At 63.6% G+C, this 23,938-nt stretch carries 19 protein-coding genes, 1 tRNA gene and 2 riboswitches; of the genes, 13 read left to right on the forward strand and 7 right to left on the reverse strand.

Annotation, left to right across the window (positions count from 1 at the left end; translation table 11 throughout):
• Positions 1-19 precede the first annotated feature (19 nt).
• From P5205_01805 to P5205_01820, 4 genes are all read left to right on the forward strand, one after another.
• Entirely contained in the window at positions 20-958 is a 939-nt protein-coding gene (locus tag P5205_01805; protein HSA09081.1) for an RluA family pseudouridine synthase, read from the forward strand.
• A 147-nt stretch (positions 959-1,105) separates the two neighbouring features.
• Entirely contained in the window at positions 1,106-2,929 is a 1,824-nt protein-coding gene (locus P5205_01810; protein HSA09082.1) for a 2-oxoacid:acceptor oxidoreductase subunit alpha, read from the forward strand.
• Between the two features lie 48 nt (positions 2,930-2,977).
• Positions 2,978-3,916, forward strand: coding sequence for a thiamine pyrophosphate-dependent enzyme (locus tag P5205_01815; protein ID HSA09083.1), 939 nt, complete (start codon positions 2,978-2,980; stop codon positions 3,914-3,916).
• A gap of 733 nt (positions 3,917-4,649) precedes the next feature.
• Positions 4,650-5,156, forward strand: a complete 507-nt coding sequence (locus P5205_01820) for a PEP-CTERM sorting domain-containing protein (protein ID HSA09084.1) — start codon at positions 4,650-4,652, stop codon at positions 5,154-5,156.
• 800 nt (positions 5,157-5,956) lie between these two features.
• Here P5205_01820 and P5205_01825 read toward each other — a convergent pair.
• From P5205_01825 to P5205_01855, 7 genes are all read right to left on the reverse strand, one after another.
• Positions 5,957-7,225, reverse strand: coding sequence for a cysteine desulfurase (locus tag P5205_01825; protein ID HSA09085.1), 1,269 nt, complete (start codon positions 7,223-7,225; stop codon positions 5,957-5,959).
• 7 nt (positions 7,226-7,232) lie between these two features.
• Positions 7,233-7,781, reverse strand: a complete 549-nt coding sequence (gene sufT / locus P5205_01830) for a putative Fe-S cluster assembly protein SufT (GenBank protein ID HSA09086.1) — start codon at positions 7,779-7,781, stop codon at positions 7,233-7,235.
• Positions 7,782-7,831: 50 nt separating this feature from the next.
• Positions 7,832-8,287 carry an SUF system NifU family Fe-S cluster assembly protein gene (locus tag P5205_01835; protein ID HSA09087.1) on the reverse strand — a complete coding sequence of 152 codons (456 nt, stop codon included), beginning with the start codon at positions 8,285-8,287 and terminating at the stop codon, positions 7,832-7,834.
• Positions 8,280-9,641, reverse strand: a complete 1,362-nt coding sequence (gene sufD / locus P5205_01840) for a Fe-S cluster assembly protein SufD (protein ID HSA09088.1) — start codon at positions 9,639-9,641, stop codon at positions 8,280-8,282. The genes P5205_01835 and sufD overlap by 8 nt, the downstream gene beginning before the upstream one ends.
• A 148-nt stretch (positions 9,642-9,789) precedes the next feature.
• The gene (locus P5205_01845; GenBank protein ID HSA09089.1) at positions 9,790-10,854 is read right to left on the reverse strand and encodes a dihydrodipicolinate synthase family protein; all 1,065 of its coding nucleotides are present in this window, start codon (positions 10,852-10,854) and stop codon (positions 9,790-9,792) included.
• A gap of 5 nt (positions 10,855-10,859) precedes the next feature.
• The gene (locus tag P5205_01850; protein ID HSA09090.1) at positions 10,860-11,894 is read right to left on the reverse strand and encodes an NAD-dependent epimerase/dehydratase family protein; all 1,035 of its coding nucleotides are present in this window, start codon (positions 11,892-11,894) and stop codon (positions 10,860-10,862) included.
• Between the two features lie 13 nt (positions 11,895-11,907).
• Positions 11,908-11,983, reverse strand: a tRNA-Thr gene (locus tag P5205_01855).
• 131 nt (positions 11,984-12,114) lie between these two features.
• Positions 12,115-12,311, forward strand: a riboswitch (cobalamin riboswitch).
• 236 nt (positions 12,312-12,547) lie between these two features.
• On the opposite strand from P5205_01855, the gene P5205_01860 reads away from it, so the two are divergent.
• The 9 genes from P5205_01860 (at position 12,548) to P5205_01900 (ending at position 23,770) form a co-directional block, all read left to right on the forward strand.
• Positions 12,548-13,249: a hypothetical protein gene (locus P5205_01860; protein HSA09091.1), complete on the forward strand. Its 702-nt coding sequence runs from the start codon at positions 12,548-12,550 to the stop codon at positions 13,247-13,249.
• Positions 13,246-15,471 (forward strand): hypothetical protein, encoded by a 2,226-nt coding sequence (locus P5205_01865; protein ID HSA09092.1) that lies wholly within the window; start codon positions 13,246-13,248, stop codon positions 15,469-15,471. The genes P5205_01860 and P5205_01865 overlap by 4 nt, the downstream gene beginning before the upstream one ends.
• Before the next feature lie 35 nt (positions 15,472-15,506).
• The gene (locus tag P5205_01870; protein HSA09093.1) at positions 15,507-16,310 is read left to right on the forward strand and encodes a prepilin-type N-terminal cleavage/methylation domain-containing protein; all 804 of its coding nucleotides are present in this window, start codon (positions 15,507-15,509) and stop codon (positions 16,308-16,310) included.
• A gap of 435 nt (positions 16,311-16,745) precedes the next feature.
• Positions 16,746-16,944, forward strand: a riboswitch (cobalamin riboswitch).
• 187 nt (positions 16,945-17,131) lie between these two features.
• Entirely contained in the window at positions 17,132-19,345 is a 2,214-nt protein-coding gene (locus tag P5205_01875) for a ribonucleoside triphosphate reductase (protein HSA09094.1), read from the forward strand.
• Positions 19,342-20,061, forward strand: coding sequence for an anaerobic ribonucleoside-triphosphate reductase activating protein (locus P5205_01880; GenBank protein ID HSA09095.1), 720 nt, complete (start codon positions 19,342-19,344; stop codon positions 20,059-20,061). Before P5205_01875 ends, P5205_01880 begins: the two co-directional genes overlap by 4 nt.
• Positions 20,058-20,639: a dCTP deaminase gene (gene dcd / locus P5205_01885; GenBank protein HSA09096.1), complete on the forward strand. Its 582-nt coding sequence runs from the start codon at positions 20,058-20,060 to the stop codon at positions 20,637-20,639. The genes P5205_01880 and dcd overlap by 4 nt, the downstream gene beginning before the upstream one ends.
• Positions 20,636-20,884, forward strand: a complete 249-nt coding sequence (locus P5205_01890; protein ID HSA09097.1) for a cysteine-rich CWC family protein — start codon at positions 20,636-20,638, stop codon at positions 20,882-20,884. The genes dcd and P5205_01890 overlap by 4 nt, the downstream gene beginning before the upstream one ends.
• A 158-nt stretch (positions 20,885-21,042) precedes the next feature.
• Positions 21,043-22,476 (forward strand): APC family permease, encoded by a 1,434-nt coding sequence (locus tag P5205_01895; GenBank protein HSA09098.1) that lies wholly within the window; start codon positions 21,043-21,045, stop codon positions 22,474-22,476.
• Between the two features lie 100 nt (positions 22,477-22,576).
• Positions 22,577-23,770 carry a hypothetical protein gene (locus tag P5205_01900; GenBank protein HSA09099.1) on the forward strand — a complete coding sequence of 398 codons (1,194 nt, stop codon included), beginning with the start codon at positions 22,577-22,579 and terminating at the stop codon, positions 23,768-23,770.
• Positions 23,771-23,938: the final 168 nt, after the last annotated feature.

Raw genomic sequence — 23,938 nt, forward strand, 5'->3', positions numbered from 1 at the left:
CGGCGTATGCCAACCTGCCATGTCTTCCCGCACTGAGGTTCTGACCATCGAACACTCGCTTCCGTTGGGGCGGCTCGACACTTTTCTGCGCGGCAAGTTCCCCGCCGTGTCGCGCGGCGCGATCCAGCGGTTGATCGAGCAGGGCCACATCCGGGTCAACGGCCGCACCATCAAGCCAACGCATACTCCACGCGCCGGCGAACAGGTCGAGGTTCACTGGCCCGAGGCCCGGGCGGCGGAAGCCCGGCCCGAGGCGATGCCGCTCGACATTCTTTACGAAGACAAGACTTTGCTTGTATTGAACAAGCCGCCGGGGCTGGTGGTGCATCCGGCGGCCGGCCACGAGGAACACACGCTTGTCAATGCGCTCCTTCACCACTGCGCGGGACAGTTGAGCGGCATCGGCGGGGTCGCCCGCCCGGGCATTGTGCACCGCCTGGACAAGGAAACCAGCGGCTGCCTGGTCGTCGCCAAGAACGACGAGACCCACCTGGCGCTCTCCGCCCAATTCGCCACCCGCAAAGTGGAGAAAGCATATCACGCGATCCTCTGCGGCGAATTGCCGCGCGACCGGGGCGATATCCGTGCCGCCATTGCCCGGCATCCCTCCCACCGCAAGCGCATGGCCGTGACCGACGAATACGGACGCGAGGCCCACACTGGTTACCGCGTGCTGGAGCGTCTGCGGGGAGCAACATTGGTCGAGGCGCTACTCCACACCGGTCGCACCCACCAAATCCGGGTCCACTTTCAATTCCTCGGCTTCCCCCTATTGGGCGACGCGACCTACGGCAACCGCCAAAACCAGCGCCTGTCCGATCTCACCGGCTACACAGCTTCCCGCCAGATGCTGCACGCCCACCGGCTCGCGTTTCTGCACCCTCGAACAGCCAAGTGCCTGAGCTTTGAGGCGCCGCGACCCGAGGATTTCCTGGATGCGCTGGCGGCGCTGCGGTGAGGTTCAACCGGACCTCGCGGCGGCGGCATGGTTAGGGTTTGACACGCCGGGTAGAATGACAGTACTTTATAGCAATGGTTACGGGGACTGATTTGAACGCAGTTTCTAACTCTGCGCGGCGCGGGTGAGCTTCGATTAAGAGAATTTATGAGCAATGCAGCAGCAACCGGCCTGGAGGGTGGCGGTGGGGCAAAGGTCTCGAGGATTTCCGAGGCAGTGATTCGTATCGCGGGCAATTCCCAGGATGGCATCCAGGCCATTGGCGGGTTCCTGGCACGGTTGGCGGGCCGCAGCGCGCAGGATGTCATGACCTTCATGACGATCCCATCAACCATTTCCGGCGGTCCGTCTATCTTCCAGGTGCGCATCGGTTCGGGCGAAGTGTTGAGCGCGGGCGATGAGGCCGATGTGCTGCTGGCTTTTTATCAGCATTCCTACGAGGACCACATTGGCTCGCTCAAGAAGGGCGGGGTGGTCCTCTACGACTCGGACCATGTGGAGCCCAAGCCCGAGTGGCAGCCCCAGCATCATCACGTGGGTGTGCCGATTTCCAGCCTGACCATTGAGGCCATCGGCGGCACGGCCAAGGACAAAGGGAAGAACATCTTTGCCCTCGGACTCGTCGCCAGAATCTTTGACCTGGACGCGCCGAAACTGGAGGCGCTGATCAGCGAGCGGTTTGGCGGGAAAGACCTCTCCGTGCTGAACAACGCGCTGGCGGCGTTCCGCGCCGGTTACAACCACTCGCTCGGCAACATCCTGCAGACCTTTGAGTTCGTTGAGAGCCAGGGTAAGGACGGCCACCAGGTGGTAATGAACGGCAACGAGGCGCTGGCCTATGGAGTGATTGCCGCGGGGGTTCGCTTTGGTGCTGCCTACCCCATTACCCCGTGGTCGGATGTCATGGAAATCCTCCGCCGCGAGCTGCCCAAGTATGGCGGCACGTTCGTGCAATGCGAAGACGAGATCGCTGCGATTTCCATGGCCAACGGCGCCGGCTTCGCGGGACGCGTCGCTGTTACCGGCTCCAGCGGGCCGGGTATCTCGCTGAAGATGGAGTCGCTCGGCTGGGCGGTGATGGCAGAAGTGCCGCTGGTGGTGATTAACGTCCAGCGCGGGGGCCCCTCCACCGGACTGCCGACCCAGGTCGAACAATCCGACCTGAACCTCGCCTGTTTTGGCAGCCACGGCGACGCCCCGCGCGTGGTGGTTGCTCCCGCCAATGTCGAGGATTGTTTCTACACCGCCATCGAAGCGGTCAATATCGCCCGCAAGTACAACGTGCCGGTATTCGTGCTCAGCGACCAGGCGATCGCCACCCGCATTGAGGCCTTTGCCGCACCCGACCTGGAGAAAGCCTGCCAGGATATCTCGCCCGATCTTTCTCCCGTGGCCGACTATGTCCCTTACGACCTCTCCTCCCCGGACGGCGTGACTCCCCGGGTTGTGCCCGGCACACCCATTCTGAGCGGCCGCTATCCGATCGCCGGCGGCCTGGAGCACGACGAACAGGGTCACCCGACCGGCGACCCGGGTCTGCACATGGCGATGACCGCCAAACGGCGCAAAAAATTGCAGGCGCTGGCCGCCACCTTGCCGACCCCCGAAGTGTATGGCCCGCCCGAAGGCAACCTCCTGCTTGTGGGCTGGGGTTCCACGCAAGGCCCGATCCGCGAGGCGGTGGACCGCGCCCGGTCGGCCGGTGACAGCGTCTCGGCCCTGCACATCAAGTATCTCCATCCTCTGCCGCCGGGTTTGGAAAGCATCTTCTCCGGATTCAAGGCCATCCGCGTCGTGGAAATGAACGACGAGGGCCTTTACGGTTACGGCCAACTGGCCGGCTTGCTGCGCGCGCGCTTCTGCAACCCCAGGATTCGCGGCATTAACAAGACCGATGGCCTGACCTGGAAGGTCAAAGAAATCCTCGAACGCGCCCGCGCCGACATCGCCGCCGGCGCGCGCCGCCAGTAACCGGTTAGTGATCACTGAATACGCATCACCCTTTAGCCTTTGAGAAATATGAGCGCTCCTGCAACCGAACCTCCTGCCCACGCGACCAACGCGGCCGTCTCCCCGCCCCCGACCGAGCGCAAGCCGCTGACGAAGAAGGAAATCGCTGCCGATCATCCCACGTGGTGCCCCGGTTGCGGCGACTTCTCCGTCCTCGCGCTCTACTTCAAGCTGATTGAAAGGCGCAAGCTGTGGCAGGAGAAGTTTACCACGATCTCCGGGATTGGCTGTTCCAGCCGCTTTCCGTATTTCGTTCAAGCCTACGGCGCGCATTACATCCACGGCCGATCGCTCCCGTTTGCCAGCGGCATTTCCCTGTCCCGACCCGACCTCCACGTCTTTGTTTTCGGCGGTGACGGCGACCTCTTCTCCATCGGCGGCAACCATTTTACCCACACCGCCCGCAAGAACATCAAGCTCACCTGCGTGGCCATGGATAACTGGGTCTACGGCCTGACCAAGAAACAGACCTCGCCCACCTCGCCGCGAGGTTTCAAGAGCAAGACCGACGTCTGGGGCGCGGTGGATTACCCCATCAACCCGATGAAGCAGGCCATCGCCGCAGGCGCCACCCTGGTCGCGCGGACAACCAGCACCAACCCTAACCACCTGCTCCAAATGCTGGAAGCAGCCATGGACCACGACGGCTTCAGTTTCATCGAGTGCCTCAGCGAGTGCGTAGAATTCTACGAAGGCGCCTTTGACGCCGCCAACCCACGCAAAGGCGGCGTCTTCAACACGGTCCCCACAGATCACGATGTCACCAGCGAAATCGCGGCCTACAAGCTCGCCGACGAGCCGTTCCCCGGCTACTTTGGCGTCTTCTACAGAGTCTCCAAGCCCACCAAGAACGCAAACGAGGCCACCCTGAACCAGCAGGCCAGTGCCAAGTTTAAGGGCCTCAAGGACTGGCAAATCCTCCAGAAGACTTTCGACGCGATGAAATAGTCTGAGACGGAGCAGCCGTCGGCGGAGTCCGTTAAACGCACCTCCCTGCTTATCTCCAGCACCCCCGCCAGACGGGCGAGGGCGCCACTATGGCAATCGCACCCCGTCGTTGGCTTGCGGATAGCCTGTCAATGCGGTCCGGCTACGGTGTGGTTCCCATGGGGGCCGACCCCCATGGGAACCACACCGTAGCCCCTCCACATCGGCACCGTATCACCCAGCCAGAGGAGACTGGGAAAGGCAGGCAGGCAGCATCACTGTCCAAAATATGGACAGCGTGCCTGCCAGGGCGGATGCTTGGCCCAGGAATACGGGACTGTATTAGCGGCTGGCGGCACTTGGCTAACGCAGCAGTCTGACGTATGGGGCAGCCCAGTCTACCCCTTTCGCCCGCGTCTTTTTGCTGACACGGCCGTTTCATTTCGCCCCTTTCGCACCGCGACACCCCTTTCGCCCGCGTGATGGCCTCGGCGGCCTCACGCTCGACCAGGGCCATGTGTGCGTTGTAAGCCGACACACGCGCCGGCCAATCGAACTTGCTCGACCATTTCTCCATCAAAACCTTGCTCCGGCTCAGCTTCGCAGCCGTCTTCGCCAGCGACCGTTCCGGTCCCTGGCTCAGGTAAAGGTTGAAGGCGGCAAACGCCTCGTCGCTCTCCTTCGGTTGTTGTTCGAATGCCATCATAATTTCGCCTTTATTTCCTCCTCACACGTGGCTTTACTTTGGCACCTTATGAAAACTCAGATTCGCCAACTGCTCCTCTGCACCGTCCTCTTTGCGCTTGCCACCCTGCAATCGTCCGCAGGCGACTACACTCCCGGCTCGGGCTGGCAGACTTTCAACTTCTACACTTGGACGAGCCAGGATTTCGACCGTCCGTTCACATTCCAGATAGCCCCCGGCCAGCGAGCCCTTCTCCACGTCACCGATTTCGAGTATGCGGCCGAGAGCTTCACGATATACAGCTATGGTTTGTACGGCTGGCAAACCCCTGCGGTGTCTGCGAACATGAACCGCCATACCTTTAACATCGATGAGGCTTTCAACGATCCGGCCTGGAGCAGTGCAACATTCGAATTGCTGCCCGACTACTACTCTCTGACCTTCAGGCTCAACCAGTGGTCCACTGATTATTTGGACGGCATGGGCGCTTTCAAGGTGGACATTATTCCCGAACCCACCACGCCAGTGCTCCTGCTCGTGGCTAGCCTTGCCGGCTTGCGCTCTCGCAAGCGTTAGCCCCACGCGGACGCTCTCGCGCCAACGGCAGCCGCGGGAAGGGCCACCCGACCCCAGAGAGGGTGGTTCCTTCCCCATTGCCTGTGCTGTGGTTCTCTCTCTCAGCGTTGGGCACCCGGAAGCGCATTATCTGACCGCAGGTGTCCACGGCTGAGAGTGTTGGTTCCGGCGAAGAGCAGTCCCCCGTCAGGGCTGCGGAAGTCTGTTGTGACACGCGGAATTCCACAACAGCACTCGCAATCCCCGGCGGGGGACATTTCGCATGGCTTCCCGGCTCCGCGACAACAGGTCAGGGGGCCGGACCATCTTGTCTCCCCGACGGGAGACAAATTCGTCCACAACCGGCCAGCAGTGCTGGGCGACTCAGGCCGGTTGCTCGCCTGGACAACTCTCGGTGCGATTCGGTGCCTGGGTGTGAAAGCGGAAACCCTCGTCGTCCCGCCGCCCAAGCGGGGAACCGTCGGCGGCATACAATTCCAGAACTAATCCGCCGGCCACGAAGGCCAGTACACTTAACGCCAAGTCAATCACGCTTTCCCGGCAGCAGCCTCAATGCCATGCTGAACCAGGAATTGCCTAGTGCCTCGGCGGCGGGGCGCGCTGCCGCCGCGCGCGCCGTGGATGCCGGATAAGGTCAACACAGGGGATTTCCGGCGCGGTTGCCAGTTCCGCGGTGAGCGAGCGCCAGGAGTCCTCCCCGCGCGAGGAACATAATGGGACAGCACTGTCCATTCTTCCGCGCTCCTTGCTTGCCGCCGGGCCGATCGGCTTGCGGGCCTTGCAGAGCCCCCGCCGCCAGGCTAGGCGGCGCCGAAGAACTGTTGAATCTCGCCCAGGACTTTCACGAGGCAATCAATCTCTTCCGTGGTGTTGTAGAGATAGAAACTGGCTCGGGCAGTGGATTCAACGCCCAGTTTGCGCATGAGCGGTTGGTTGCAGTGGTGGCCGCCGCGCAGAGCGACGCCGCGCTGGTCAGCCACGGTGACCACATCATGCGCGTGAATGTCTTTCAAAAGGAAGCTCACCAGCCCGGCGCGGCCGATGTGCGGGCCGAAAAGCCGGATGTCCTGCTTGAGCCGGGAGAGTTCAGCGTAAGCGTAAGCGCCCAGTTCCTGATCGTGCTGCGCGATAGCGCGCCGCCCGATGCGGTCGAGGTAGTCCATTGCCGCGTGCAGCCCCACGGCGCCGGAGATGTTTGGCGTGCCGGCTTCAAATCTGTGCGGGGCGTGTTTCCAGGTGCTTTGGTGGTAGTCAACGTTCAGGATCATCTCGCCGCCGCCCTGATACGGCGGCATCGTCTCCAGCGTTGCCTGCCGCCCGTACAAGATGCCGATACCCGTCGGCCCGCACATCTTGTGTCCCGAAAAGGCGAGGAAGTCACAGCCGATTTCCTGGACATCAATCGGCCGATGCCCGGCGCTTTGCGCCGCGTCAACGAGGGTCGTCACTCCCAGCTTGCGCGCGCGCGCGCACAATTCCGCCACCGGGTTGATCGTGCCCAGCGAGTTTGAGATATGAGTCATGGCAAACAGCTTCACCTTCCGGGTGAGGAACTCGTCAAGGCGACCCAGGTCGAGCAAGCCGATGTCACCAGTGACCGGAAGGTAAGCGAGCCGGGCACCGGTGCGCTCTGCCAGCAACTGCCAGGGGACGAGGTTGCTATGGTGCTCCATTTCGGTGAGCAAGATGATGTCGCCGGCCTTGATATGCGTTGCGCCCCAGGCCTGCGCGACGAGGTTGATCCCCTCGGTGGTGCCGCGTGTGAAGATGATCTCTTCCGCGCTGCGGGCGTTAATGAACTTCGCGGCCCGCGCGCGCGCGGCCTCAAAGGCCGCAGTGGCGCGATTGCTCAATTCGTGTATCCCGCGATGGACGTTGGCGTTGTCCCGTTCGTAATAATGGCGCAGGGCCTCCAGCAGGGCTCGCGGCTTCTGTGTGGTCGCCGCGTTGTCAAGATAGATCAAGGGCCGGCTATGGACCTTTTGCTGAAGGATGGGGAAATCGGCCCGGATGGCGGCCCAGTCTATTGCTTTCTTCCGCTGCATCGGCACGGCGGCTTCGGTAGTCATATTCCGCTTAGAGCAATCCCAGCTGCAATTTGGCTTGTTCCGTCATCATGCCCTGGTTCCACGGCGGGTCCCAGACCAGTTCCACGGCCACGTCGTCCACGCCCTCCAGGCTGAGCACTTTGTTCTGCACATCCTGGGCGATCATGGGGCCCATGCCGCAGCCGGGCGCTGTTAAAGTCATCTTCACATCCACGCGATAGCTCCCGGCGGCAAGCAGCGTGAGGTGGCAATCGTAAATGAGGCCGAGATCCACGATGTTGACGGGGATTTCGGGATCGTAACAGGAACGCAACTGATTCCAAATCTCCTTCTCCAGCCCCTCCTGGGTGACCGGGCCGCCGCTGCCGGGAGGTTTGGCCGCCACTTCCAGGCCGAGCGCGTCTGCATCCTTGCCTTCGATGCGAAACATGTTTCCATTTACAATCACCGTGTAGCTTCCGCCAAGGGTTTGGGTGATTTGCGCCTGCTGGCCCTTCTGCAAAGTCACGCGATCGCCGATCGGGATGATGGCCGCCTCGACATCGCGGGTCAATATGACTGGTTCATCGCTGCTCATGCTGTCAATGGGCTGAAATATAACCGATAAAGACGTGGCTGTCTCGTCCCTCAAGTCTCGTCGTTCTCGGTGCTGACGGGGAGACCCTCGCCCTTGAGAGCCGCCATGACGGCATGCCACGAAAGGATGGCGCACTTGACCCGCGCGGGGAATTTGTGCACGCCCGCAAAAACCGCCAGTTTGCCCACGTCACCGGCTACCCGGCCGGTCGTCACCATCTCATGGACCTGCTCGAACATCTTGTGCACGTCACCGCGGGACTTGCCCTTGACGGCTTCGGTCAGCAGCGAGGCCGAGGCTTTGGAAATGCAGCAGCCCGAGCCGAGGAAGCTGATGTCCTTGACGACCTCTCCGTCCATGGTCAGGAAGAGCTGCAACTGATCGCCGCACAGAGGGTTGTGCCCCTGGGCCGAGCGGGTCGCGCCGCTCAGTTCGTGGAAATTGCGGGGCCGCTTGCAGTGGTCGAGGATAACCTGCTGGTAGAGATCGCTCAGTTCGTCAAACACCTTTGTGCTCTCCCACGCGCGGGTTCTGCTCCAGCCGCTCCCACACCAGCCGGTCCAACTCCTCCCGCGCCGGCGCGTAGCGGACGCGCTCAATGATCTCACCGGCAAAGGCGTGGATTAACATCCGCCGCGCCGTATCGGTGCCAATGCCCCGCGCGCGCAGGTAGAAAATGGACTCCTCGTTCAATTGCCCGACCGTCGCTCCGTGCGTGCACTTCACGTCATCGGCGTAAATCTCCAGTTGCGGCTTGGTGTCCACGGTCGCGTCTTCCGAGAGCAGGAGATTCTTGTTGGTCTGCTTGGCATCCGTCTTCTGCGCCGCGGGCCGCACGAGGATGCGCCCATGAAAAACGCCCCTGGACCGGCCATCGAGAATGCCGTTGTAATACTCGTGGCTGTTACAGTGCGGCTGGGCGTGCTCCACCACCATGTGATGGTCGGCCAGTTGATCGCCCCGCGTCAGGTAAAGTCCATTCAGAGTGCACTCCACCCCTTCGCCCGCCAGGACGGTGCGAATGTTGTTGCGCGACAGGCGCGCGCCGGCGGCAATCGAGTGCGAGGTGAAGTTGCAGCTTCGCCCCAATTGCGCATGCACCGCCGCGATATGAAAGGCAGTCCGATTTTCATCTTGGAACTTCGCGTGCTCCACCACCGCGCCCTCTCCCAGAACCACCTCCGTCACGGCGTTCGTGAAGCAGGGCGCCTGGCCAATGCTGACGTGGCTCTCCAGCACGGTCACCTGACTGGCCTCCTCGGCGATGATCAGGTTGCGCGGATGCGCGGTCGCCCCGGCCTCCTTCGCCGTCGAGATGAACAAGAGGTGAACCGGCATCTCCAGGCGCTCGCCGGCCGGGATGTGAATAAAGCCGCCGTCCTGGAAGAAAGCTGCGTTGAGAGCCGCAAACGGATTGCCCTCGCTCTGCGCGTGACGGCCCAGGTGCTGTTCGATCAATGCAGTGTCGCCGGCCAGCGCGGCCGCCAGGCTGCCGACCCTCCCGCCCCTGGGCTGTGCCCCGGGCGAAGACAAGCCTGCCGCGTAGTGGCCATTGACGAAAACAAGCCGCGCGACGGCCAGTCTCCCGAAGGTGAACGCCTCAAGGTCCTTTTGGCACAACCCGTCGCGCGAGTCTGCTAGAACGGGCTTGAAGGGCAATTTGGCGATGGGGGCTACGTTCGTAAAGCGCCAGTCTTCCTGTTCGAGCGTCGGAAAACCCTCGTCGGCAAAGTGCGCAATGCCAGCCTTGCGCAAAAGCAGGACCCACGCAGGGTGCCCGGCCCGAGGAGCAAACCGCTCGAACGCCTCCAGATACTGGTCTGTTTCTGTCATCGTCGGGTTGTCTGTCACTTGAACCATAGTCCGTAAAGCTGCAATTGTCTCTCGATTTAAGGCCCCTACTCTTCCACGCGAAAGGAGCTTTCGCAAGTCAGCATGGGGCCGGGTGGCTATTCCCGCCGCGGCGTTCGCCGGGTGGATGGACCTCGCGGCAACCGGCGCCTCCCGCTCAGTCGCTCAGCCACCGCTCCCGATGGGTGGCGACAAAATCGTCGTCATTCAAGTGCGGGTAGGCGGCGTAGACCCGATCAATCTCCTCGCGCTGCCCGGCGCTCAGCCCCTCGCGCGGGTCCAGGCACCAGATACCCTCAAACAAGCCCTGACGCCGCAGCACCTCGTGCAGCCCGGCGATGCAGCCCGCGAATCCGTTCGCCGCGTCAAAGAACGCCGCGTTGCAGTCCGTCACCTCCGAAGCCTTCCGCACCAGTTCCGCCGGCACCGCCCCGCCGCTCTCGACTGCCCGGTGACATTCCCACAGCAGCTTGACCGCCGCGCGCGTCCAAACCGCCCAATGCCCCAGCAAACCGCCCACAACCCGCCGCTCCACCACCCGCCCGCCCACCGTGAACCGGTAAGGCGTGAGCAGATCGAGCACGATGTTATCGTCGTTGCCCGTGTAAAGCACGATGTCCTCCCGTCCCGACTCCGCCACGGCGCGCACCACCTCCAGCGTCTGGTAGCGATTGAAGGGGGCGATCTTGATGGCAACGACATTCCCGATCTCCGCGAACCGCCGCCAGAACGAGAACTGCAGCACGCGTCCGCCTACCGCCGGCTGCAGGTAGAAGCCCACCACCGGCAGCACTTCCGCCACCGCCCGGCTGTGCGCGATCAGCTCGTCCTCGCTCGCGTCCCTCAATGCCGCCAGGCTCAGCAAGCCGGCGTGGTAGCCCAGCTCCCGCAGCAACCCGGCTTCGCGCAGCGCCTGCGACGTCTCGCCGCAGATGCCGCCGATGCGCGCCAGTGGCTCGGTCCGCCTCGCGTCTGCCCGGCTGAACTCCTCGGCGGCAAGCGCCAGCACGGGCCGAAACAGGCCGACGCCCGGCTCGCGAATGGCGAACTGGGTCGTATGCACGCCCACCGCCACTCCGCCCGCTCCTGCCGCTGCGTAGTAACGCAACAGCGCCCGCTGCCGCCGCTCGTCCAGCTTGCGCCCTGCGTTGAGCGCAAGGGGACACGCTGGAATCACCAGGCCGCGCTGCAAAGCCTGTTGGATGTCAGGTGGCAGAGACATCCAGTTCAGAATCTCCCATCGCGAGCCTCGAAATGGGTTGGCTTGTTTAACGTGATTCCCCCTTGCCGCAGCCAGGCGGCAACCCAGGCAAGCAACTGGTCCGCGCTGACCCGCGGCTTGCCGAACAGGTCGAACGCCCGCCGGGCGTTGTTAAGCAGCACGGTCGGCGTTTCCGTCCCTGCAAACACTGGTTTCCGGCCCAACAACTCGCCCAACTTCTGGCAGGTTTCCCGCACGTTCAGCACCTCCGGCCCCGTAACGTTAAGGATCAGCGGTGGCGAGGAGACTTGGTCGAAGCAGCGCAGGGTGATCGCGTTCGCGTCGCCTTGCCAGACGGTGTTGAACCAGCCCATGCCGAGATCCACCGCTATACCCGCGAGCACCTTCTGGGCAAGATCCACAAGCACGCCGTAACGCAGGTCGCACGCGTAGTTGAGCCGGAGAACTGCCATCCGAGTGCCGTGCACGCGGCTGAAGTGCTCGAAGATCCGCTCGCGCCCCAGGCAACTCATCGCGTACTCGCCTACCGGAGCGGGAATATCGGTTTCAAGCGAGCCGCCGCCGGCGGGCGGCACCAGCCCGTAAACATTGCCGGTTGAGAATGCGACAATCCGGCTGTGGGCATACCTGCGGCTGGCGATAGCGGGCAAGTGGGTATTCATGGCCCACGTGAGCGACTCCTGGCCTGTCGCGCCAAACTTCATCCCGGCCAGGTACAGCACATTCGGGGCGTCCGGTAATCGCCGCACCGCCGCATCATCCAATAGATCGCAGTGAATGGTCTCGATGCCATGCTGCCGCAGTCCGGCCTCAACGCCAACCGACGAGAAGCGCGCCACGCCAACGATGCGCCGCCGGACACCCGCAAGGTCCGATGCCCGCCGAGCCATGCGCGCAAGGCTCGGACCCACCTTGCCCGCGACTCCCAGCACCACGAGATCTCCCTCCAATCGGCGAAGTGTCTGCACCACCTCCGGGGGCGGCTCGCTGAGCCGGTCTTCAAGCTGTTCGAGGTTCTGGATGCCGTCCGGCACTGCCACAGGAAATAGAAAATGGAGCCAACGGTCAGAATCGAACTGACGACCCGCGCTTTACGAAAGCGCTGCTCTACCGACTGAGCTACGTTGGCGCCGGGAGTATCCTTTCACGTTGCGCACACAGTTGTCAAGCGCCGCCGCAGCGCTGCGGCGGGCGCCCTTGCTTGGGCCTGCTTGAACTTCGCGCTTGCCGGGCAGCCAGCCGCTGCTATGCTGGGGGTGCTCTTTGACAATGCCGGTCGGTTGACCGGCAGGAACATTCTCCAGTGACAGGGAACCCCGTGTGAATCGGGGACGGTTGCGCCACTGTAACGGGCTACGAGCGACCATCAAGCCACTGCCCCGCAAAGCGGGACGGGAAGGCGGAAGCAAGGTTCGATGCCCGAAGCCAGGATATCGGCTGGAGGGTGCTCATCAGGCTCGGCCTCGCGAGAGGCGGGGTCGCTTCTCCGCAAAGAGAAGGATGGGGCCAGTCCGCCCTCAGGGCGGGAATTCACTTTGTGACGCCTTCCTTCGTGATTTGCCGGAGGAAGGCGTTTGTGTTTCCGGGCCGCGCGGCCTGGCGAACGCGCTTCTCCGGTCTGGTCTCGCCGTTGAAATCGGCTGGGTGCCCGGCGTGCCCGGGTGTCTGGCCACGAGCCAAACAGATCAGACCAATGAAACAGAACACACACATCCGACCGGTGAAACACAAGGCCATCCGCGCTCTGGCGATGACCATCGCGACAGCGTGCGGCGCGTGGCCCGTGTCCGCGGCCACCTTTGACGACATTCAATTCTGGGCCGGCAGCGGCGCGAACCGCGCCGCCCTGGTGATCGATTGGAACGACGGCAAGTCCGCCGAATCGTTGCTCTGGGGCTATCGCTGGGACGGCACGGCCACCGGCCTCGACATGTTGCTGGGCGTCGTGAGCGCCGACTCGCGTCTCTTTGCGCACCTGGGCGAGTTCGTTTGGGGCACCTCCGTTCTCGGTCTCGGCTATGACCTCAACCAGAGCGGTGGATTCGGCGTTGCGCCGGCGCTGATGTTCGACCGCGGCGGGTTGGCAACTGACAGCGATCCCGATGATTCACGAGTCGCCAGCGACGCCGCCGATCACTGGATCGAAGGCTGGAACAACGGGTTTTGGGCTTACTACCTGAAAGCCACCACGGCCGAGGCCTGGGCGTCTTCCATGGTTGGGGCGGGGGAACGCATCCTGGCGGATGGAGTTTGGGATGGTTACAGCTTCGCCCCTGGGTTCGCGGGAACAGAGCCCGGCGAGCCGCTGGCGGCCACGGTTCCGGAGCCTGCCACTCTCACTTTGTTCCTCCTCAGCGGAGTTCTGCTGGTATGCGCCCGGAGAGACCGCGCTTGAGACTCGCTGGCCTGGCCGGCGGCGTCCTTCTGGCGTTGCTGGCCGCCGGCAACGCACCCGCGCTTACGCTGGACGACCTCCGGTTCTGGGCCGGCAGCGGCACCAACCGCGCCGCGATGGTCGTTCACTGGATCGCGCCCGAAGTGTGCAACAACACGCAGGTCCCCAACCCGGTCGCGGCCAAGTCCATCGCCTGGGGCTTTCGCTGGAACGGGACCGCCAGCGGCGAGGACATGTTCAGCGCCATCGTGGCCGCGGACCCGCGTTTGTTCGCGGTGGTCAGCGGCGCGGGCACTCCCGGCGAAACCGTTCCGGGATTCGGCTATGACTTGAACAACAACCACGTCCTCGGCCTCCGGAACGGCACGAACATTCTCGCCGCTCTGTCGCTCGCCAACGCGCCCTCGGCGTTCACCAACGGCCTGGTGACGCTCCCCGCCGCCGCCGCGGATGTCTTTCAAGCCCTCGACCCTGCCGACCTTTATTGGGGCGGCTCTCAGGGGCCAACCTGGGAGTTGTGGCACGAATCGGGCGGCAATGGCGGCTTCACCAACGCGCCGGATCGTGGGACGAGCCCTTACTGGATGCCGGACAACCCGGTGGGGCCCTGGACCGGCAACCACGGCCAGTGGCAGTACTCCGCTGATGGCCTGGCGAATCTCCTGTTGCGGGACGGCTCGTGGATAGGCTGGTCAGTCGCCGCCGGCGACTTTGACCCTTTGAATCCCGACGCCCCAGGCAGTATCGCCTGGGGCCTGCATAAGCGCGCGCCTGCCAAGCCTGAACCCGCAGCGGAATCCCTCAGTCCCTACGCGGTTGCGGTGGCCGGCTCCTCCGGGCCGTTCGGGCCGGGGGCTTACGGCGATCCCGCCTGCGTGGTCGGCCAGCCGTGCGTGTGGATGCTCAACAGCGATCCGATCCTCGGCACCAACCGCTTTCGCGTCAATCTCGTCGCGGCGCCCTACAACACCGACATTGACGGGCAGAAGAGCCTCGTCACGCTCAACCGCGCCGGCGCCAGCGGCACATACACCTACGGCCATGTCACGGTGGCCTTCGATCATCCCGTCACGGACGATCCCGCCAATCCTTACGGGATTGACTTCGCGGTGTTCGGCAACTCGTTCTATGTCAGCAGCGGCTATACCAGCGAGGCCTCGGACCTGCGAACCTCCCACCTGGTTGGGAGCATCACCATCGAGCCCATGCTCGTATCGGTCAGCCCCGACGGCGAAGACTGGTACACCTATACGAACGGGCCGTTCTGCGACACGGCGTTTCCCACGCAGGGCTTCGGGTGGGATCCGGCCCTGCACGACGCCACCGGCAGCGGCTGGACGATGAGCCAAGCGGACTTCACCAAGCCGGTGAATCCGGCGCTCAACGACCTGCTGGGCGCCACGGACGTCACCTTGCCGACGTATGACGCCCTGAAGCTCTATGCCGGCTCGGGCGGCGGCACGGGCTTCGACCTCGCTGAATCCGGGTTTGATTCCATTCAATACATCCGTGTCTCGGCGGCGGCTGGGGGATACCACGGCGGGGAGGTGGACGCCTTTTCGGACGTGCGCCCGGCGGTGCTCGGCGAGAGCCTTTGCGTCGCGCCCGCCAACACGATCAACGGAACCGGCACGCTTTGCTTCCAGGAACCGGGCAACCCGGCCGTGAACGCCGTCGCACTGACCTTCCATGAGGTGGCGGACATCGCGCTGGCCACGGTGTCACGGTTCCGGGACGAGCCCGCGCTCGCGGCCCTTTCCGGCACGAAGCTCGAAGCCGTCAACCTGCACGTTGCCACCGCCATCGAAACCAACGAAGTGGCCTTCGACGCGGACGTCGCGATCAACGTCGCTCCGCATTACACCGCGAGCGGCGCCGATCTGGACGTGCTGGGCTGGGACGGCACCAACTGGACGCGCGCGCCTTTCGAGTTCAGCGCGAACACCGGCCTGGTAATCCTGCAGGGAATTGACGCCTCCGCCGCGTTCGCGGTAATCGTAGTCACACCGCCGCAACTGGCGATGAGCCCGGCCGCTGGAGGTTACGGCTTCCAATTCACCCCGGTGGCAGGCTGGGCCCACACGCTGGAACGCACGACCAACTGGGTGAACTGGGACAACGTCACCAACGCAACGCCGGCGGATGCTCAAACCGTCACGCTGTCCGACCCGGCGCCGCCGCAACCACGGTCGTTCTACCGCTTGCGACTGAACCGGCCGTGAGCTGTCACGCCAGCAGGCTTCGGACTTCGCCAGGGATGGACGCGCCCGCCCATCCCGTGGACCCTGGAAGGGCTGCGCCGGGGCTCTCTGGCGATGTCCCGCCGGTTCGGCGGCGGGGGTTCACCCTGATTGAGTTGCTCGTGGTCATCGCCATTATCGCCCTGCTGGCGGCGCTCATGCTGCCAGCGTTGAGCCGCTCTCAAGCCACGGCGAAACGTATCCACTGCCTGAGCAACCTCCACCAAATGGGCATTGCCGCGCACGTCTACGTGGACGACAATGCAGGCTTCTATCCCGTTGCTTACTGGTATGGGACCATCAACGGAGCGATGGCTGCCATCTCGTGGGATTTGACCACGATTCAGGGAAGTCCGCCGGCGGTCATTCCCGGCCTGCTTTGGCAGAGCCAGGGCAACAAGCAGATTCAACAATGCCCGTCGCTCACGAGAGGCGCCAACTGGCTCGTGGACCCTTACACCGGCTACAACTACAACACGAGCTACCTCGGCCACGGCGAATATGAGAACATCCAACCGTCCGCCAAGGCGGCCGAGGTGCGGCGCCCGAACCAGACGCTCGTCTTTGGCGATGGCCAGTATGTGGCCGGCGCCAACAAGTTCATGCGCGCCCCGTGGCCCAATCCCGGCGATGATTCCTTTCGCGGCCGCTGGTCAGGCACGCAGGGCTTTCGTCACCTGAAGAAAAGCAACGCCGCCTTCTGCGACGGCCACGCCAGATCATTGCGCGAGTGTTTCACCGACAACGAAGACGGTGCGGCCAACGTCGCGCCCGGCACCGGGTTCCTCTCCGCCGACAACTCCCTGTACGACCTCGAATGACATTCCCACCCGACTCCACCCTGCAGCACGTCCCCGCCTCCCAACGGATTCCGCCTCGCCGTCCTGTTCCCTCAATTTCCCGCTGACCCCGGCACTCTTGGTTTGGGTATACGGTGACGGCATGGTGCTGCCATGGTGTGGTTCCCATGGGGCCCGACCCCCATGGGAACCACACCGTATCCTGACCGCACTAACAAGCCATCCTCCAGCCAGCCGCAAGCCCAAAACGGGGTGCGACACCACGATAAAGGCGCCTTCGCCTGTCCGGTGAGGGTGCTGGAGGCAAAAAGGGGCGTCCGGGACGGTGGATCACCATAGGAATTTCCGGGAAATCCGCGCAAATCCGCGAAAAACCTTTTGAAAAGTCGAGCTTGACGCACCTGTCGTCGAACCGCTACTAATTGTGCAGTTCTTTGAACTACCCACCTATTACTGGTGGGTAAATGTGAACAAAGTGCCCCAAAGCAAGAGCTGGGGAGAATAGGGAAGCGGGTGAGAATCCCGCGCGGTAGCGCCGCTGTAACGAGCGACGAAATGCCAGCGAGGCCACTGATCCCGCCGAGCGGGATTGGTAAGGCCGGCAAAATAGATTGACCTCGAAGCCAGAAGACCTGCTTTTTCACGCTCATCAAGTCCCGTGTCGGATGACACGGGCGACTGTATCGCCAAAGACAGGATGAGGGAAAAGTCGAGCTTGTGTTTCAGCCCGCCTTCACTCCCTCGCGAGTGAAGTCGGGTTTTTCATGCCCGCATTCACCGCGAGTCGAGCTTCCCTCCGACAAAAGACGCGGCCTGGCAGCCGCTCAACGACATTGCCCAATATGCTGCACGAACAACTCGACGGCCAGCTTCGGCTGGCGCAACTCGACCCGCTTCAGGGACGGCACTTCACCGTCCGCAAACGCGACGGACGCGTCGTCCCCTTCGAGGAGAGCCGCATCCTGCTGGCCATCGAGGCCGCATTCAAGGCCGACGCCGGACTGGCGGCTGCCCAGGCCCTGCCCGCCGATGCGCAAGCCGCCGCCCTCCGGATCACGAGTGAGGTGGTGCAGGCAGTGGTCTCCCGCGCGGCCCGGGGCGAGGCGTTGGGCATTGAGTCCATCCAGGACCTGGTGGAAGCGCATCTCATGGAGGCGGGCCAACATCAGGTGGCCAAGGGCTACATCCTGTTTCGGGAGGAACGTCGCAAAGCGCGGTTGGCGCGCGACGTGGGCGAGCCGCTCGTCCCGACGGTGTCCTCGATCGCGGAATACCTGAGCGCGGCGGACTGGCGGGTGAACGCCAATGCCAACCAGGGTTACTCGCTGGGCGGGCTGATTCTGAACGTGGCGGGCAAGGTGACGGCCAACTACTGGCTGCATCATGTCTATGGGGGCGAGATCGAGCGGGCGCATCGCGAGGGCGATTTTCACATTCACGATCTGGACATGCTGGCGGGCTACTGCGCGGGCTGGTCGTTGCGGCAGTTGTTGTGGGAAGGATTCAATGGTGTGCCGAACAAAGTTGAAGCCGCGCCGGCGAAACATCTGCGAACCGCCCTGGGCCAGATGGTGAACTTCCTGGGCACGCTGCAAAATGAATGGGCCGGGGCGCAGGCGTTCAGCTCGGTGGACACCTACCTGGCGCCGTTCGTGCGCAAGGATGGGCTGAGCCACGAGGAAATCCGCCAGTGCCTCCAGGAATTCATCTACAACCTCAACGTCCCGTCGCGCTGGGGCACCCAGACGCCGTTCACCAACCTGACCTTCGACTGGACCTGCCCCGCCGATTTGCGCGGGCAGCAGCCGATCATTGGCGGCGAAGAGATGCCGTTCTGCTATGGGGAGCTGCAAGCGGAGATGGACCTGATCAACCGCGCCTTCATCGAGGTGATGACCGCGGGCGACACCAAAGGACGGCTGTTCACCTTTCCGATTCCAACCTACAACATCACAAACGACTTCGATTGGGATCATCCCAACACCGAACCATTGTTCGAGATGACCGCGAAATACGGCCTGCCGTATTTCCAGAATTTCATCAACTCCGAGCTGCAGCCGGGGATGGTGCGCTCGATGTGCTGCCGGCTGCAGTTGGATTTGCGCGAACTGCTCAAGCGCGGCAACGGCCTCTTTGGCTCGGCGGAACAGACCGGATCGGTGGGCGTCGTCACCATCAACTGCGCGCGGCTGGGCTACAAGTACAAGCAGGACGAGACGCGATTGTTCGTGGAGCTGGACCGCTTGCTGGAGCTGGCCAAGCAAAGCCTCGAGATGAAACGGCGCGTGATCGAGGAGCGCATGCAGGCGGGGTTGTATCCCTATACCCGGAGGTATTTGGGCACGCTGCGGAATCACTTCAGCACCATCGGCGTCAACGGCGTCAACGAATGCGTCCGCAATCTTACTTCCGACCGGGAGAACATCTCCACGCCCGCCGGCGTTGAACTGGGCCTGCGCTTGCTGGACCACGTCCGCGCCCGCATCGTCGCGTTCCAGCAGGAGACCGGCCACCTGTTCAACCTCGAAGCCACGCCCGCCGAGGGGACGACCTATCGTTTCGCGCGGGAGGACCGGAAGCGTTTCCCCGACATGCTGCAGGCGGGCACACCCGACGCGCCCTACTATACCAATTCCTCCCAACTGCCGGTGGGCGCCACGGACGACCCGTTTGCCGCCATGACGCATCAGGAGCCGTTTCAGCGGCTTTACACGGGGGGCACGGTGTTCCATCTTTACATGGGCGAGCGCATATCCAGCGCGCGGGCGTGCAAGCAACTCGTGCGTCGCGCGCTCACGCGCTTCCGCATTCCCTACATCACCGTCACGCCGACATTCTCCATCTGCCCGCAGCATGGCTATCTCACCGGCGAACACGAGTTCTGTCCCCGCTGCGAAACGCACCGGCAGCCCTGCGAAATCTGGACGCGGGTGATGGGCTACTATCGCCCCTATTCGCAGTTCAACCGGGGGAAGCAAAGTGAATTCAGCGAGCGAACCTTCTTCGTCGAACCCGCCAATGCTTCGGCGGAAGCCGAATTCGCAATTGCGAAATGACCACCGCGCTCGACATGGAAGCGCCGGCGCGGCTTTCGGCGAATGAACTCCTGCCCGTGGCCGGGGTCTCGCCACTGACCACGGTGGATTTCCCCAGCCGGCTGGCGCTGACCGTGTTCACGCAAGGCTGCCCATGGCGCTGCGGCTATTGCCACAACGCCGCACTCAGGCCCCTTGACCAGCCGACTTCCTGGCGCTGGCGGCGGGTGTGTGAGCTGTTGGAGGAACGGCGGGGCTTTCTGGAAGCCGTCGTGTTCAGTGGCGGCGAACCCACGCTGCATCGCGGGCTCGAAGCAGCCCTGCGAACCGTGCGCGGCAAAGACCTGCTGACCGGATTGCACACGGCGGGTGTCTTCCCGGACCGCCTGCGACTGCTCCTGCCGTGGATCGATTGGGTCGGTCTCGACGTCAAAGCGCCATTGGACAAACGCTACGCCCAGCTCACGGGAGACGGCCAGAGCGCGGCCAAAGTGCTCGCCAGCCTGGAGCTGTTGCGAGCTGCGGGAGTCCCGTTGCAGTTGCGCACGACAGTCGGACCGGGCGCGTTGAGCGAGCAAGCTTTCGACGAATTGCGCCGGCAGCTTCGAGCATTGGGCGCGCCCGAGCCTATCCGGCAGGAGGTCCGTCCGGTTCGCGCCGACGGCCCGCCCCAGGAACCTTGCGGGGGCGATCACAGCGCGAGCCTGATCGCGGCCGATGGTTCACCCGGCTTATGATTCTGAATGATCTCCAAATCACGCGGCTGGCCCGCAAGGGCATGATCCGGCCCTTCACCAGGAAACTGGTGCGGCACGTCGCAGGTCATCCGGTGCTCTCCTTTGGCTTGTGCAGTTTTGGCTACGACCTGCGGCTATCGCCCAAGGAATTCAAAATCTTCCGCCACGTGCCAGGCAAGGTGGTAGATCCCAAGAGCTTCTCGCCTGCCAGCCTGGAGCCGGCCCGGCTGCATCGCGAAGCCCACGGCCGTTTCTTCATCCTGCCCGGACGCAGCTACGGCCTGGGGGTGGCGGTGGAACATCTGCATCTGCCGGAAGACGTCAGCGCGCTGTGCCTGGGCAAGAGCACCTACGCCCGTTGCGGCATCATTGCCAACGTCACGCCCGCCGAAGCCGGCTGGCAGGGGCACCTGACGCTGGAGTTCTCCAACAGCAGCGCCGCCGACTGCCGCATCTACGCCGGCGAAGGCATCGTGCAGATGGTTTTTCTCAAAGGCGAACGCTGCCAGACCAGCTATTCCGCACGCGCCGGCAAGTATCAGAAACAATCCCACCGCATCACTCTCCCGTGTGCATGAACGCCGCCGCCCCGCAGGTCATGCCGGCGATTCCGGGCGACGGGAACGCGATTGATCCCACGCGCTGCCCGCTTTGCGGGGCGCCGAACGAATGCCAGCTGGCTGCGGGAGTCTCCAGCAACGCCCAATGCTGGTGCGCCGCCAAGCGGTTCCCGCGCGAGCTGCTGGACCGGGTGCCGGAACACGCCCAACGCCGCGCCTGCATCTGCGAACGCTGTTGGAGCGAGGCCGTGCGACGCTGGTAACCGAGCGCATCCATACACCACGGTCCCTGTGACGACGGACAGCCTGCCGGGCCTGCCGCTACTACCCGGACTGGTGGCAGTGCTGGTGCGCCCTCAAGGACCCCGACTTCAAGTTTGGGCTTGGTGCCAATCTGCTGGACAGCATAATCGCCCGGACCATGGTGAAGAGCGAAGGGGCGTTACCCGCCCACAAACAAGATGTGAGCCACCCGCAGTTGAAGCGGGTGCTGGGCCGACGCGACCTGGTGCTGCTGTTCGTGGTGGCCGTGTTCAACCTGAACGTGGTGCCTTCGATCGCGGCCAACGGCGGGATTACCGTCTGGTTGTGGTGGATCTCGCTCGCACTGTTTTTCTGGCCGCAAGGGGTTGCCGTGATCGAACTGTCGCACCGCTATCCCGGCGAGGGCGGGGTTTACTTGTGGGCCAAGAAGGAGTTCGGCGATTTCCACGGCTTCCTGTCGGGCTGGTGCTATTGGACGACAAACATGCTCTACATCCCAACCGTGCTGCTCTACTTCGTGGGGGTCTCGGTGTACGTCCTGGGGCCGAGCCACGAGGGCCTGGCGGACAGCAAGTGGTTTGCCCTGACGGTGTCGGTGATCCTGCTGGCGGTGCTGGTCGTCCTGAACGTGGTGGGCCTGGGCGTGGGCAAGTGGCTCAATAACGTGGGCGGCATCGGCACCGGGATCGCGGCCGGCACGCTCATTGTCCTGGGCTGTCTGTTATGGGCGAAGACGGGGACGACCCTCACCAGCGCGGACTTCCGCATCCCGCCTGACCCGCAGTTCGTGCTAAACTCATTCGGCGTGATCTGCTTTGCGCTGGTGGGGCTCGAGCTGGCGTCGGTGATGGGTGAGGAGATCCGGGAGCCGCGACGGACGCTGCCCGGCGCGGTGGCCGCGGGCGGGGTGATCTGCGGAGTGCTCTACATCGCGGCGACGCTGACGCTGCTCGTGGCGGTGGGCAAGGACCAGATCAACGTGCTGCAAGGGATCATGCAGGCGGTAGGCCAAATGGCTGGGGAAGCGGGCATCGGGTGGATTGTGCCCGGGTTTGCGCTGATGCTGAGCTTGTCCATTGCGGGGATCGGCTCGGCGTGGCTGGGGGGGGCGGCGCGGATTCCGTTCGTGGCCGGACTGGACGCATACCTGCCAAGCTGGCTGGGGCGGTTGCATCCGAGGTATGCGACGCCGCATGCGGCAATCCTGGTGCATGCCGGCGTTTCTCTGGCGCTGGTAGTGATGAACTTCGCCGGCGCGGGGGTGCAGGAGGCGTTCCAGACGATGCTGTCGATGGCGGTGGTGGTGCAACTGGTGCCGTTTGTGTACATGTTTGTAGCGCTGTTGAAAGTCGCGTTCCGCCACGAGCGGGAGCAAAGTCGCTACAGCCGGCCGGTGCTCTTGCTCGCCGGAGGCGGGGGGCTGCTCACAACTCTGCTGGGGATCATGCTGGCGTTCTTTCCCGCGCGGCACATCACGTCGCTGCTGTGGTATGAGGTGAAGATGGCGGCCGGGACCGCGTTCTTTCTCGGTCTGGCAGGGTTCTTCTTCTTTGTTTACAGCCGGCGCAAGTCGCGGCAGGCCGCCTCCTGACCAAAGGGTGACGGAGCTTGCGCGAGGGAAGGCGGAGAAGTCGCGACTGGCCGTTCACAGCCTGCTTTACAGCGGGCGGGAAAAGGCGGAGGCTCTGGGCATGAGACGATTCAGTTTGCTGGCCGGCATGATTGCTTTGATCAGCGGCTGCGGGTGTCCGTGGGGAGCGCGCGCCGCGGTGCCGGCAGAAGCGACGGCGCTCACGAACGCCCCGGTGCCGGGCGTGGCGCTGGCGCATGCGGTCTCGGAGATCACGGGCGTGGCGATCTCCCCGCTGCTGGGGGTGAGCACGGTGGGGGCCTGGAGATATTTTCACGCCAAGACGCCGCAGCAAAGGGCGCGGCTGCCTTGGTTTGCGCAACCGTGGTTCTGGATTACCGGCTTCGTGCTGGTCACGGTCTGTTTTCTCAAGGACACTCTGGGCATCACGGCGCCGAGGCTCTTGAAGAAGCCGTTGGATGTGGCCGATGCCCTCGAGCACAAGATTAGCGGCCTGCTTGCCACCGGCGCCTTCGTGCCGTTGGTGATTGCCGTCGCTCCGCCGGCTCCGCCCGAGGCTGCCTTGTCGGGCACAAATGGCTTTCTGGCCGCAATTGACCTCTCCTGGCTGGGCAATGGCATGCTGATACCCATGGCGATGCTCGCCTTCTTCCTGGTCTTCCTGGCCTCCAACGCCATCAACATCCTCATTCTGCTCAGTCCCTTCGCGGTCGTGGACACGGCGCTCAAGGGATTCCGGCTGTTCGTGTTGCTGACGATTCCAGCCACCGCGTATTTCAATCCGTGGCTGGGCGCCGCCTGGGCGCTGGTGATCATCGGGATTGCCTATTTCATCGCCGGCTGGTCGTTCCGCTTGTCGCACTTTGGGCTGGTCTTCATCTGGGACATCGTCACGCTGCGCAGCCAGCGTTTCCTGCCTGATCCTGCGGCCAACCGGATGCTGCTGGCCCGCGAGATCAATCGTGTTCCCGCCCGCACCTACGGCACACTGCGGCGGGACGACCAGGGCGGCCTGGTGTTGCAATATCGTCCCTGGCTTGTGCTGCCAAGACGCGCGCTGACGCTCCCTGAAGGACAATACGCCATCGGCAAGGGCATGTTCTACTCACAGATCCTGAGGGTGGAAGGCCGGAGAATCACTGCGGTGATGCTCTTGCCGCCGCGTTACCGCGGGCACGAAGAGGCGCTGGTTTCCATTTACGGCCTTGCGGGCGTCCGGGAGGCGGGCTTGCGCGCCGCCTTCCGCTGGCTTAAGGAAACGCTTGGGTTCAGGACCCAGCCGACGGCGGCCTAACGCCCGTTACGCCGGTAACGCCGCAGTGCTTCGGTCATCACGCGCCGGGGCGAGCGTTCCTGATGCCGGCAGCCTCAGAGCTGCTACGGGCTGCAACAGGCCGAGGCGGGCGGCGATACCAACCTGTGGAAGTGTCACCTCCCACCAGAGTTCCCCGACCGGCAAACA

Source organism: Candidatus Paceibacterota bacterium (assembly GCA_035452965.1).
Lineage (GTDB): Bacteria > Verrucomicrobiota > Verrucomicrobiia > Limisphaerales > UBA8199 > UBA8199.

What these genes read in the sequence shown, in the direction of transcription:
- sufT (HSA09086.1), bottom strand. Translation starts at nt 7,781, where the DNA reads ATGAGCAGCGATGAACCAGTCATATTGACCCGCGATGTCGAGGCGGCC.
- P5205_01890 (HSA09097.1), top strand. Translation starts at nt 20,636, where the DNA reads ATGAACGCCGCCGCCCCGCAGGTCATGCCGGCGATTCCGGGCGACGGG.
- P5205_01825 (HSA09085.1), bottom strand. Translation starts at nt 7,225, where the DNA reads ATGACTACCGAAGCCGCCGTGCCGATGCAGCGGAAGAAAGCAATAGAC.
- P5205_01900 (HSA09099.1), top strand. Translation starts at nt 22,577, where the DNA reads ATGAGACGATTCAGTTTGCTGGCCGGCATGATTGCTTTGATCAGCGGC.
- dcd (HSA09096.1), top strand. Translation starts at nt 20,058, where the DNA reads ATGATTCTGAATGATCTCCAAATCACGCGGCTGGCCCGCAAGGGCATG.
- P5205_01870 (HSA09093.1), top strand. Translation starts at nt 15,507, where the DNA reads ATGGACGCGCCCGCCCATCCCGTGGACCCTGGAAGGGCTGCGCCGGGG.
- P5205_01880 (HSA09095.1), top strand. Translation starts at nt 19,342, where the DNA reads ATGACCACCGCGCTCGACATGGAAGCGCCGGCGCGGCTTTCGGCGAAT.
- P5205_01845 (HSA09089.1), bottom strand. Translation starts at nt 10,854, where the DNA reads ATGTCTCTGCCACCTGACATCCAACAGGCTTTGCAGCGCGGCCTGGTG.
- P5205_01805 (HSA09081.1), top strand. Translation starts at nt 20, where the DNA reads ATGTCTTCCCGCACTGAGGTTCTGACCATCGAACACTCGCTTCCGTTG.
- P5205_01820 (HSA09084.1), top strand. Translation starts at nt 4,650, where the DNA reads ATGAAAACTCAGATTCGCCAACTGCTCCTCTGCACCGTCCTCTTTGCG.
- P5205_01895 (HSA09098.1), top strand. Translation starts at nt 21,043, where the DNA reads ATGGTGAAGAGCGAAGGGGCGTTACCCGCCCACAAACAAGATGTGAGC.
- P5205_01810 (HSA09082.1), top strand. Translation starts at nt 1,106, where the DNA reads ATGAGCAATGCAGCAGCAACCGGCCTGGAGGGTGGCGGTGGGGCAAAG.
- P5205_01875 (HSA09094.1), top strand. Translation starts at nt 17,132, where the DNA reads ATGCTGCACGAACAACTCGACGGCCAGCTTCGGCTGGCGCAACTCGAC.
- P5205_01860 (HSA09091.1), top strand. Translation starts at nt 12,548, where the DNA reads ATGAAACAGAACACACACATCCGACCGGTGAAACACAAGGCCATCCGC.
- sufD (HSA09088.1), bottom strand. Translation starts at nt 9,641, where the DNA reads ATGGTTCAAGTGACAGACAACCCGACGATGACAGAAACAGACCAGTAT.
- P5205_01815 (HSA09083.1), top strand. Translation starts at nt 2,978, where the DNA reads ATGAGCGCTCCTGCAACCGAACCTCCTGCCCACGCGACCAACGCGGCC.